Origin of the sequence: Micromonospora foliorum (assembly GCF_022229015.1) — a bacterium.
GTDB lineage: Bacteria > Actinomycetota > Actinomycetes > Mycobacteriales > Micromonosporaceae > Micromonospora > Micromonospora foliorum.
Genome location: NZ_JAKKFF010000192.1, coordinates 1 through 11,943, shown reverse-complemented (window position 1 = coordinate 11,943; position 11,943 = coordinate 1). Strand labels below are relative to the sequence as shown.

The 11,943-nt window shown below is 71.3% G+C and carries 9 protein-coding genes; 3 read left to right on the top strand and 6 right to left on the bottom strand.

Going from position 1 to position 11,943, the window contains the following annotated elements; translation table 11 throughout:
• From pgl to tkt, 6 genes are all read right to left on the bottom strand, one after another.
• On the bottom strand, positions 1-697 hold a 697-nt coding region (gene pgl / locus PSH25_RS15495; protein WP_238659759.1), incomplete at its 3' end, for a 6-phosphogluconolactonase.
• Between the two features lie 143 nt (positions 698-840).
• Positions 841-1,857, bottom strand: coding sequence for a glucose-6-phosphate dehydrogenase assembly protein OpcA (locus tag PSH25_RS15490; RefSeq protein WP_238659758.1), 1,017 nt, complete (start codon positions 1,855-1,857; stop codon positions 841-843).
• A complete protein-coding gene (gene zwf, locus PSH25_RS15485; protein ID WP_238659757.1) occupies positions 1,854-3,407 on the bottom strand; it encodes a glucose-6-phosphate dehydrogenase in 1,554 nt (517 codons plus the stop codon). Before zwf ends, PSH25_RS15490 begins: the two co-directional genes overlap by 4 nt.
• 2 nt (positions 3,408-3,409) lie before the next feature.
• Entirely contained in the window at positions 3,410-5,059 is a 1,650-nt protein-coding gene (locus PSH25_RS15480; RefSeq protein ID WP_238659756.1) for a phosphoglucose isomerase-related protein, read from the bottom strand.
• A gap of 34 nt (positions 5,060-5,093) precedes the next feature.
• Positions 5,094-6,269, bottom strand: coding sequence for a transaldolase (gene tal, locus PSH25_RS15475; RefSeq protein ID WP_238659755.1), 1,176 nt, complete (start codon positions 6,267-6,269; stop codon positions 5,094-5,096).
• A gap of 15 nt (positions 6,270-6,284) precedes the next feature.
• Positions 6,285-8,423: a transketolase gene (gene tkt / locus PSH25_RS15470; protein ID WP_238659754.1), complete on the bottom strand. Its 2,139-nt coding sequence runs from the start codon at positions 8,421-8,423 to the stop codon at positions 6,285-6,287.
• A gap of 266 nt (positions 8,424-8,689) precedes the next feature.
• On the opposite strand from tkt, the gene PSH25_RS15465 reads away from it, so the two are divergent.
• The 3 genes from PSH25_RS15465 (at position 8,690) to PSH25_RS15455 (ending at position 11,479) form a co-directional block, all read left to right on the top strand.
• Positions 8,690-9,643, top strand: coding sequence for a heme o synthase (locus PSH25_RS15465; RefSeq protein ID WP_238659753.1), 954 nt, complete (start codon positions 8,690-8,692; stop codon positions 9,641-9,643).
• A gap of 566 nt (positions 9,644-10,209) precedes the next feature.
• Positions 10,210-10,545: a hypothetical protein gene (locus PSH25_RS15460; protein WP_091403682.1), complete on the top strand. Its 336-nt coding sequence runs from the start codon at positions 10,210-10,212 to the stop codon at positions 10,543-10,545.
• Positions 10,546-10,558: 13 nt separating this feature from the next.
• Positions 10,559-11,479 carry an ATP-grasp domain-containing protein gene (locus PSH25_RS15455; RefSeq protein WP_238659752.1) on the top strand — a complete coding sequence of 307 codons (921 nt, stop codon included), beginning with the start codon at positions 10,559-10,561 and terminating at the stop codon, positions 11,477-11,479.
• The last annotated feature ends 464 nt before the right edge of the window (positions 11,480-11,943 follow it).

Genomic DNA, 11,943 nt, shown 5'->3' with positions numbered 1-11,943 from the left:
GTATGGCGTTGGCCGGCGCCGGCAGCTGCACCGGCCCGGCGCCGGCCAACGCCATACCCACCGCGCGAGCCTTGTCGGCGCCGGCGGCCACCAGCCAGACCTCCTCGGCGGTGTTGATCGCCGGCAGGGTGAGGGTGGTCCGCGTCGGCGGCGGCTTGGGGCTGCCCCGTACCGCGCTGACCGGCCGGGTCTCGTAGCCCACCGGGTGCTCGGGGAAGACCGAGGCCACGTGGCCGTCCTCGCCGACGCCCAGCATCAGCACGTCGAAGTGCGGCAGGGTGGCGTGCCCGGGCCGGGCGGCGCGGGCCAACTCCTCCGCGTACGCGGCAGCCGCCGCCTCGGGGTCGTTGCCGGCCGGGCCGTCCGAGGCCGGCATCGGGTGCACCCGGGCCGGGTCCAGCGGCACCACGTCCAGCAGGGCGGCGCGGGCCTGGGTCTCGTTGCGGTCCGGATCACCGGCGGGCAGGAACCGCTCGTCGCCCCACCACACGTCGACCCGGGACCAGTCCACCGCGTCACGGGCCGGCAGCGTCGCCACCGCCCGGTACACGGCGGCGGCGACCCGACCCCCGGTGAGCACCACCGAGGCTTCGCCCCGGTCGGCCTGGGCGTCGAGCAGCTTCACCAGCAACCGGGCCGCCACTGCCTGCGCCAGCAGGTCGGCGTCGGCGTGGACGGCGACACTCGCCTCACTCATGGTTGCGCCTTCGTTTCCCGACCGCGGGGCGGTCGCTGTCGTGCCCGGGGCGGTGTGCCCGAGGTGGTGGGGCGGAAACCCCGGAAGTTACGGGGCAGGGCCGGTGCGTACCGGCCCTGCCCGACGTCGTGCCCCGGCTGGGCTCAGCCCTCGCCGCTCGTGCCGACGTGCGCGGTGACCCCGGCCTCGGCGCGTTGCGCGGTGGCCGGATCCTTCCAGACGTGGACCCGCTGCGCGGGGCGCTGCTCCAGCCCTCGCAGCCCGGCCGTCGCGCCCAGCGCCTCCGCGTACACCTGGTCGGCGTCCAGCCGGCGCAGCTCCTCGGCCAGTTCGTCGCCGAGCGGGCGGCGGACCAGCGGCAGGGCCCGGTCGTCCTGGCCCGTCCGCCGGAAGACGGCCATGCTGTCCTCGCGGGTCAGCGTCAGCTGGTCGCCGTTGGCGCAGCTGAGCTGCACCTCCCGCATCCGGGGGAACTCGTTGCTGTCCACCCGGTGTGGGGTGATGCCGAGCCGGCTGGACAGCCAACCGGCCATCAGCGCCGCCGTCGGGTCGGTCCGCGGCGCGACGATGGTCGCCTCGGTGACCTGGGCGTTGGTGGTGTCGAAGGCCCCGGCGACCAGGGTGCGCCACGGGGTGATCCGGGTCCAGGCCAGGTCGGTGTCGCCCGGGGCGTAGTCCCGGGCACGCTGCCGCAGCGCCTCCACCGGGTCGGCGGCCTGCGCGGAGTCGGTGATCCGCCGGTCGGCCACCACCCCGAGGAAGTCGGTGGCGATCTCCGCCGGAGGCTCGCCGTGCCACCAGGTGACCACCGGCACGTCCGGAACGAGCAGCGGCATCACGACGGACTCCGCGTGCAGGGACAGCCGGCCGTACATCCGGGTGACCACCGCCTCGCACGGGCCGAGCCGGCCACCGACCACGATCTCCGCGTCCAGTCGGTTGCGGTCCCGCTCGATCTCCGAGCGCACCACCACCACGAGCCGGCACGGGTGCGCCGCCGCGGCGATCGTCGCCGCGGCCTCCGCCTCCCGGACCCGCTTCTCGTCCACGACCACGATGAGGGTGAGCGCCATCCCGCTGGCCACCCCGCCGGCACTGCGCCGCTCGGCGGCGAGCGCCTTGACCACCTCGTTGCCGGTGGTGTCCCACAGCCCGATCATGCTCGTCTCCAGGCGCGGCCCTCGCGGGCCAGCATCTCGTCGGAGGCCCGGGGGCCCCACTCACCGGCCCGGTACGGCTCCGGGGTGGTGCCCTCCCAGGCGTGCTCCAGGGGGTCGATCACCTGCCAGCTCTGCTCGACCTCGGCCGCGTCCGGGAACAGGGTGCGATCGCCGATCAGCACGTCCAGCACCAGGCGCTCGTACGCCTCGGGGCTGGACTCGGTGAACGCCTCGCCGTACTGGAAGTCCATCGCGATGTCGCGGACCTCCATGGTCGTGCCCGGCACCTTCGAGCCGAACTTGAGCACCACACCCTCGTCCGGCTGCACCCGGATGACCAACTGGTTGTTGCCCAGCGACTCCATGTCGGCGTCGTTGAACGGCAGGTGCGGCGCCTTCTTGAACATGATGGCGACCTCGGTGACCCGCCGCGGCAGCCGCTTGCCGGCACGGATGTAGAACGGCACCTCCGCCCAGCGACGGTTCTGGATGCCCAGCCGCACCGCCACGTACGTCTCGGTGGTGGAGTCGGCGGGGACGTCCCGCTCGTCCAGGTAACCGACAGCGCGTTCGCCGCCGACCCAGCCGGGCAGGTACTGGCCCCGGACGGTGTCCCGGGCGACGTCCTTGGGCAGGGTGATGGCCTTGAGCACCTTCAGCTTCTCGGCCCGGATCTCGTCGGCGTCGAAGCTGGTCGGCTCCTCCATCGCCACCAGGGCGAGGAGTTGGAGGAGGTGGTTCTGCAACACGTCACGAGCGGTGCCGACGGTGTCGTAGAAGCCGGCGCGGGTGCCGATGCCGACGTCCTCCGCCATGGTGATCTGCACCGAGTCGACGTACTTGGAGTTCCACAGCGGCTCGAACAGGTTGTTGGCGAACCGCAGGGCGAGGATGTTCTGAACCGTCTCCTTGCCCAGGTAGTGGTCGATCCGGAAGACGTCCTGCCGGGTGAACACGTCGTCGACGAGGTCGTTGAGCGCCTTCGCCGAGGGCAGGTCGTTGCCGAACGGCTTCTCCACCACGACCCGGCGCCAACCGCCGGACTTGTCGTTGTCGGCCATCCCGGTGCGGGCCAACTGCTTGAGCACGACGGGGAACGCGGCCGGCGGGATGGAGAAGTAGAACGCCGCGTTGCCGGCGATGCCGTGGGTCTGGCGCAGATCGTCAAGCGTCGAGGCCAGGGTGTCGAAGGCGGCGTCGTCGTCGAACGACCCGCCGACGAACTTGATGTTGCCGGCCAGCCGCGCCCACACCTCGTCCCGCCAGGGGGTGCGAGCGTGCTTGCGGGCAGCCTCGCAGGCCAACGTCTCGAAGTCGCCGTCACCCCAGTCGCGGCGCGCGAAACCGAGCACCACGAAGCCCGGCGGCAACAGCCCCCGGTTGGCCAGGTCGTAGACCGCGGGCAGCAGCTTCTTGCGGGCCAGGTCGCCGGTCACCCCGAAGATCACCAGAGCGCAGGGCTCGGGGATCCGGGGCAACCGGCGGTCCTGCGGGTCGCGCAGCGGGTTCACCGAACCGCCTCCTCGCTCCGCTTCAGTCACGTCGTCCATCCTCACGCCCGCAGATCACCGGCCGCGTCCAGTAGTTGGGCGACACCGGCGGCCCGGTCGGTCAGGTGCAACCGCAGCAGCGGCCGCTCCCGACCGGCGAGGGCCTGCCGGTCCCCGGCGGCCTGCGCCGCCTGCAGCTCACCGAAGGTGTACGGCTTGCCCGGCACCGCCAGGTCCTCGGCGACCGCGCCGGTCACCTGGAGGTAGCTGCCCACCTGCGGACCGCCCTTGTGGTACTGGCCCGTCGAGTGCAGGAACCGCGGACCCCAGCCGAAGGTGACCGGCCGCCCGCCCGCCTGGGCCAGCAGCGGCCGCAGCCGGGCCGCGTCGGCGTCGGCGAACCGGTCGAGGTACGCCATCACCGCGAGGTAGCCGTCGTCGCCCAGCCCGTCGAGCAGCCAGCGCAGCACACCGGCCAGGTCTCCCGGGGCGCCCTGCGGGGCGTACACCTCGATCGCGCCCTCGGTGAACGACGGGGTCTCCGCCGGCAGGCCCGAGGCCAGGATCTTGTTGGTGTTCTCCTTGGACTCGGTGACGTTCGGCTGGTTGAACGGGTCGATGCCGAGCACCACGCCGGCCACCGCGGTGGCGTACTCCCAGGCCAGGAACTGCGCGCCCAGCGGGCCGTTGACGGCCACGTCCGGGGCGGCGCCGCCGCCCGGCATGTCACCGGGGGCCAACGCGCCGCCGTAGCTCACGGTCAGCACGTCCGCGCCGGTGGCGCCGGGGCTCTGCGGGGACTCCACGACCACCGGGAGGATGCCCACGCCGGCCTTGCCGGTCGACTCGGCGATCAGCTGCTCGGCCCAGTCGCCGAGCCCGTCGATGCCGGTGCCGTCGGAGACCAGGGCGACCTTGTCCCGGGCCAGCGTGGCCGCCGCGCCCAGGGCGGCGCCCAGCGCCAGCGCCGGGTTGTTCTGGTCCGCGCCGAGCGAGGTGGCCAGCGCGTCGGCCTGGTCGAGCAGTTCGGCGACCTCGACCCCGGCCAGCGCCGAGGGCACCAGACCGAAGGCGGTCAGCGCCGAGTACCGGCCGCCGACGTTCGGGTCGGCGAGCACGGTGAACGCGCCCATCTCGGTGGCGGTGGTCTCCAGCGGCGAACCCGGGTCGGTGACGATGACGAAGTGCCGACCGGCCTCCGCCTCGGTCATCCCGGCGTCCAGGAACGCCTGCCAGTACGCGCGCCGGTGGCTGTCGGTCTCCACCGTCGACCCGGACTTGCTGGCCACCACCACGACGGTGCGCTCCAGCCGGTCACCGAGCGCCGCCCGGACCTGGCCCGGGTCGGTGGTGTCCAGCACGGTCAGCGGTCGACCCAGCGTCCGGGTGATCACCTCGGGCGCGAGCGACGAGCCGCCCATGCCGGCGAGCACCACGTGATCCAGGTCGGCCAGCTCAGCGGTCAGCTCGGCCAACTGCACGAGCAGCTCACGGCTGCGCCGGTGGGTGTCCACCCAGCCCAGCCGGACCTTCGCCTCGGCCTCGGCGTCCGGACCCCACAGGCTCGCGTCCTTGCCCGCCAGCTTGCCCGGGACACCGGCCTTGACCAGCGCGTCCCGCGTCGAGGCGGGCGCGGCCTTGTCGACCGCGTCCGCGCCGTACACGGCGAGCCCGGCGGCTGCCTCCACCGGCCCTGAAAGTAGATCGCTCATGCCGTCACTCCGCTTCGCTGCTCGCTGCGCTCGCTCATGCGCCACCGGCCTTCTCGGCGGCCTTGGCGTTGCCCTTGGCGGCCTTGTTCGGCGCTCCCGTGCCCTTCGCCGCCGCTTCCAGCGACTTGCGGACGCCGTCGAGCAGCTCCTGCCAGCTGGCCTCGAACTTCTCCACGCCCTCGCGTTCGAGGGTGACGATCACGTCGTCCATGTCCACCCCGACCGACTCCAGGTCCGCGAAGACCTTCCGGGCCGCGTCGTAGGCGCCGGTGATGGTGTCGCCGCGGGTCTCGCCGTGATCGGCGTACGCGTGGATGACCGACTCCGGCATGGTGTTGACCGTGCCGGGGGCGATCAGCTCCTCGACGTAGATGACGTCCCGGTAGTCCGGGTTCTTCGTCGAGGTGGACGCCCACAGCGGCCGCTGCGGGTGTGCTCCGGCGGCGGCGAGCGCCTTCCACCGGTCCGAGGAGAACACCTCGGTGTAGCGCTCGTACGCCAGCTGGGCGTTCGCGACCGCGGCCTTGCCCTTCAGCGCCTTCGCCTGGTCGGAGCCGACCTTCTCGAGCCTCTTGTCGACCTCGGAATCGACCCGGGAGACGAAGAACGACGCCACCGAGCCGATCTTGGACAGGTCGTGGCCGTTGGCCTTGGCCTGCTCCAGACCGGCGAGGAACGCCTCCATGACCGCCGAGTAGCGGTCCAGACCGAAGATCAGCGTGACGTTGACGCTGATCCCCTCGGCAAGCGTGTCGGTGATCGCCGACAGGCCCTCCTCGGTGGCCGGGATCTTGATGAAGAGGTTGGGCCGGTCGACCAGCCACCACAGGGCCTTGGCCTCGGCCACCGTCCGGTCGCTGTCGTGCGCCACCCGGGGGTCCACCTCGATGGAGACCCGGCCGTCCACGCCCTCGCTGCCGTCGTACGACGGGCGCATCACGTCGCAGGCCCACCGCACGTCGTACGTGGTGAGCATGCGTACCGACTCCTCGACCTCGATGCCACGGGTGGCGAGGTCGTGCAGCTGCCAGTTGTACTCGTCGGCGTCGCTCAGCGCCTTCGCGAAGATCGTCGGGTTGGTGGTGACACCCGCCACGTGCTTCTCGCGGCGCAGCTGATCCAGCCCGCCGGAACTCAAACGCACCCGGGAAAGATCGTCGAGCCAGACCGCCACGCCCGCGGCGGTGAGCTCATTCAGCTTGTCCGTCATGCCATCCACGCTCCCTCAGTTGCCGGTCGTGAAACCGGTGATGTCGCCCACCCGGGCCAGCGAGGCGTGTGCTGCCGCCACGATCCGGTCGGGGGTGAACCCGAACTGCTCGAAGAGCACGGTGTGCGGGGCGCTCGCTCCGTAGTGCTCCAGGCTCACGCTCTCGCCCAGGTCACCGACGACGCCGCGCCAGGACATCGCGATGCCCGCCTCCACGCTCACCCGTGCCTTTACCCCGCGCGGGAGCACCGACTCCCGGTACGCCTCGTCCTGCTCGTAGAACCACTCCTGGCAGGGCATCGAGACGACCCGGGTCGGGGTGCCGTCGGCCTCCAGCCGCTCCCGGGCGGTCAGGCAGAGCTGCACCTCGGAACCGGTGCCGACGATGATCACCTGAGGCTTGCCGTTGGACGCCTCGGCCAGCACGTAGCCGCCCTTGGCCACGCCCTCCGCGCTGCCCAGGACGTCGCGGTCCATGGTCGGCAGCGGCTGACGGCTCAGCGCCAGCGCGGTGGGCCGGTCGGTGTGCTCCAGCGCCTGCCGCCAGGCCCACGCGGTCTCGTTGGCGTCCGCGGGACGGACCACGTCCAGGCCAGGGATGGCCCGCAGCGCGGTCAGGTGCTCCACCGGCTGGTGCGTCGGACCGTCCTCGCCGAGGCCGATCGAGTCGTGCGTCCAGACGTAGGTCACCGGCAGCTTCATCAACGCGGCCAGCCGCACCGACGGACGCATGTAGTCGCTGAAGACCAGGAACGTGCCGCCGTACGGGCGGGTGCCGCCGTGCAGGGCGATGCCGTTGAGGATCGCGCCCATGGCGTGCTCACGGATGCCGAAGTGCAGCGTGCGGCCGTACTCGTGGCCGGGGAAGTCCTTGGTGGCGTGCGCGGCCGGGATGAACGACGGCTCGCCCTTCATGGTGGTGTTGTTGCTCTCGGCCAGGTCGGCCGAGCCGCCCCACAGCTCCGGGAGCACCGGCGCGAGCGCCTCCAGCACCTTGCCGGAGGCGGCCCGGGTGGCCACCCCCTTGGCGTCCGCGGGGAAGACCGGCAACGCGTTGGTCCAGCCGTCGGGGAGTACGTTGCCAGCCAGCCGCTCGTAGAGCGCGGTGCGCTCCGGGTTGGCCTTCTTCCAGGCGTCGAACGCGCCGATCCACTCCTGCTGGGCGTCGGAGCCGCGGCCCATCACCGTGCGGGCGTGGGCGAGCACCTCCTCGTCGACCTGGAAGGTCTGCTCCGGGTCGAAGTCGAGGATCCGCTTGGTGGCCTTCACCTCGTCGGCGCCGAGCGCCGAACCGTGGATCTTGCCGGTGTTCTGCTTGTTCGGCGCGGGCCAGCCGATGATGGTGCGCAGCGCGATGAAGGAGGGGCGGGCGGTCTCCGCCTTGGCGGCCACCAGCGCCGCGTACAGCGCCTCGGCGTCCTCGTGGTAGTCGCCCTGGTCGGCGTCACCGCTGCGCCAGTCGACGGTCTGCACGTGCCAGCCGTACGCCTCGTAGCGGGCGGCCACGTCCTCGCTCTTGGCGATCCGGGTGTCGTCCTCGATGGAGATCTCGTTGTCGTCGTAGACCACCGTGAGGTTGCCCAGCTGCTGGTGCCCGGCGAGGGCGCTGGCCTCGTGGCTGATGCCCTCCTCGATGTCACCGTCGGAGACGATGCACCAGATGTTGTGGTCGAAGACGGACGCGCCGAGCTCGGCCTCGGGGTCGAACAGGCCGCGCTCGCGGCGGGCCGCCATGGCCATGCCGACCGCGTTGCCCAGACCCTGCCCGAGCGGGCCGGTGGTGGTCTCCACGCCCGGGGTGTGCCCGTGCTCGGGGTGCCCCGGAGTCTGCGAGCCCCACTGCCGCAGCGACTTCAGGTCGTCCAGGCTCAGCGGGTAACCGGAGAGGAACAACTGGATGTAGAGCGTCAGGCTGGAGTGCCCGGCGGAGAGAACGAACCGGTCGCGGCCGGGCCAGTTCGGGTCGGCCGGGTTGTGCCGCATGACGCGGTTGAAGAGGAGGTACGCCGCGGGCGCGAGGCTCATCGCGGTGCCCGGGTGACCGTTGCCGGATTTCTCTACGGCGTCCATGGCCAGCACGCGGACGGTGTCTACGGCCCGGCGATCGAGGTCGGACCAGTTCAGTGCGGAGTGCTCGGGTCGTTTGACAGCCACGATGGTTGTGCTCCTCGGCAGATGGGCGGAACCCTCACCGATGACCTTATCGAGCGTCCCTAAACGTGCGCCCAGGGATCTGTGCATGGTGTGCGCTACGTGACCATCCAGATGCTCGGTTCAACCCGGTGGTGTGACGGCCCGCACCGTTGTCGGGTCGGCCGGGCAGCCAAAACGACGACGCGTAGTGTGTGGGTCGGTATGCGGACCTTTGCGGTCCCGACCGATCCGATCTCCCCGTGCCCGATGCCGGAAGGTGGCAATCCGTGAGCATGATCACCGAGCGCCCCGCGAGCAACCCGGCCGGGCCACACCCGGCGCGGGCGGCCGAGGGCCCGGTGGCCCGGCGGGACGTACGCGCGGTCATCTCGGCGTACGTGGCGCTCACCAAGCCGCGGATCGTCGAGTTGCTGCTGGTCACCACCATCCCGGCGATGATGCTCGCCGAGGGCGGGCTGCCGTCGCTGTGGCTGATGGCCATCGTGCTGATCGGCGGCTCGCTCGCCGCCGGCGCGGCCAGCGTCCTCAACTGCTACATCGACCGCGACATCGATCAGCTGATGCGGCGTACCAAGCGTCGGCCGCTGCCGGCGCACACCGTGTCGCCGCGAAGCGCGCTGATCTTCGGTCTGGTGCTGGCGGTGGTGTCGGTGGCCCTGATGGCGGCGTTCACCAACCTGCTGGCCGCCGGGCTGACCCTCGCCGCGATCGCCTACTACGACCTCGTCTACACCCTGTGGCTCAAGCGCTCCACGCCGACGAACACCTTCTGGGGCGGCGCCTGCGGTGCGGCACCCGTGCTGATCGGCTGGGCGGCGGTGACCGGCTCGCTGGCGCCGGCCGCCTGGGGGCTGTTCGCGGTGGTCTTCTTCTGGCAGATGCCGCACTTCTACCCGCTCGCCATGAAGTACAAGGACGACTACGCCCGGGCCGGCATCCCGATGCTGCCGGTGGTGGCCTCGATCCGCCGGGTGAACGCCGAGATCCTGATCTTCGCGTGGCTCACCGTGCTCACCTCCCTGGCCGTCTGGCCGCTGGGGCTGAGCGCGATCTACGGGGTGCCGACCCTGGTGGTGGGCGCCATCTTCGTGGTCGAGGCACACCGGCTCTGCCGGCGCGCGACGCGCGGCGAGGCGGTCAAGCCGATGCGGCTGTTCCACTGGTCGACGACGTACCTGACGATCGTCTTCGTGGCCGTCGCGCTCGACGCGCTGATCTGACCGTCCCGCGCCCGGCGCTGTCCTTTGGGTCTGGCGCTGCCCTTCGGGTCTGGCTTTGCTCGGTCTGGCTTTGCTTGGTCTGGCTTTGCTTGGTCTGGCTTGCCCGGTCTGGCTCTGCTTGGTCTGGCTTTGCTCGGTCCGGCTCTGCTCGGTCTGGCTCTGCTCTTCGGGTCTGGTGCGGATGCCTCGCCCGTCGGGTCTGGTGCGACGTCGCTGCCCGTCGGCTTTCCGGTGGCTGTCGGCTTTCGCGCCGCGGCTCTGGCTTGACCGCCCCCGCGCCGCCCGCCGGCTGGTGACCGAGTGTTGGTGCCGATGATCTACTGACTAATCATGGACGTGGATGAGTTGTCCGGGTTTAATGTCACATCAGAGTAACTTTCGGCATGAGTCGGATCGGCTCAACTCGGGGCGGTTCGGGAGCGATTCGCCAACGCTCTTTGAGCGCAAAAGTCCCAATATAACCGGACAGTTAACCTGTGCTTGTCCTTAAACCCGTAGGTAATTGGCATCACAAAAGGTTCATGGTTCTGGCCCCACGGGGTGCAACTCTGCTTAGGCTTCGCGTCATGGCAGATGGTTCCGATACGACGCTGACGGCCGAGCAGACCGCTGGCGAGCAGGCGCCCCAAGGCCTGGTCGCGGGCCTCAAGGCGTTCGCGGCCGGACACGGCGGCGCGAAGGCGGTCATCGAGTACGTCGGCAAGCGTGGCGCACGGATCGTCCTGGTGGGTTCCGACGGTGAGTGGGGCGACCAGTTCGCCGACGACACCGTCACCGCCCGGGAGGCGTGCGCCAAGGCGGGAGTCACCGTCGAGAACGCCTGGGAGCGTGAACTGATGGACCAGATGCGTCCGAGCAACGACCTCTGGCGGTCGATGGCTCGCCGCACGATGGCCCGCTGAACAGACAGCTGAATTGACCACACATCACCAGTCGACCCGGGGGGAACCCCGGGTCGCTCTCGTCACCTGCGCCGACCTGGCCGACCTCGACCCGGACGACCGGCTGGTCCTCGCCCCACTCGCCGCCCGTGGCGTCGCCGTGCAGACCGTGATCTGGGACGACCCCGACGTCGACTGGTCGTCCTACGACCTGGTCGTGCTCCGCTCACCCTGGGACTACGCGCTACGCCGCGACGAGTTCGTGTCCTGGGCGTCCACCGTTCCGGCACTGGTCAACCCGGCCGACGTGGTCCGATGGAACACCGACAAGCGCTACCTCGCCGAGCTGAGCGCCGCCGGGGTGCCAACCGTGCCGACCTCCTGGATCGAGCCGGGGGAGAGCTGGCAGCTGCCCGCCGAGACCGGCGAGTACGTGCTCAAGCCCGCGGTCAGCGCCGGCAGTCAGGACACCGGCCGGTACGACCTGGCCGACCCGGAACACCGGGACCTGGCCGCCGCACACGTTCGCCGGCTCTCCGAGGCCGGCCGGGTGACGATGGTCCAGCCGTACCTGCGTGCCGTCGACACCGAGGGCGAGACGGCCCTGCTCTTCCTGGCCGGCCCGGAAGGGCTCGCGTTCAGCCACGCGATCCGCAAGGGTCCGATGCTGTCCGGGCCCGACCTCGGCCCGGACGGGCTCTACAAGGCCGAAGAGATCACCGCCCGCACCGCCCGGCCCGAACAGCTGGCGGTGGCCGAGCAGACCCTCGCGACGGTGCCCGGGGGCACCCGACAGCTGCTCTACGCCCGGGTCGACCTGATCCCCGGCCCGGACGGCGAGCCGGTCCTGGTCGAGCTGGAGCTGACCGAGCCGTCGCTCTTCATCGGGTACGCGGACGGAGCCCCCGACCGCCTCGCCACCGCCATCACCACTCACCTCGCCCGCAACGCCTGACCCCCCACGCTGGGGACACCCACGAACGGCCCCGTCCGCGCCACCGCGCGCTCGATCCCCGTGCCGCCGTGCGTCCGTGCCGCCGTGCGTTCGCGCCCCGTGCCCCCGTGCGTTCGTGCCGCCGTGCGTCCGCGCCCCCGTGCCCCCGTGCGTTCGCGCCCCGTGCCCCCGTGCGTTCGTGCGTTCGTGCCGCCGTGCGCCCGCGCCCCCGTGTCGCTGCGCCGCCTGCAAGATCGCGCAACATCCTGGTTGTAGTGGTATCGGCGCGTCGGCGATGCCACTACATCCTGGATCGAGCGTGATCTTGGTGGCCGTGGGCGCCCAAACCCGGGTCCCGGTCTCCCCGGAGGCAGGGTTCGTCGTCAAGATCCGCGCAGCATCGGGGATGTTGCTGCCTCTCGCGTGTCGGAGGCAGCAACATCGGGGAAGTTGCGTAGATCTTGGCGCGGGCGCGGGCGCGGGCG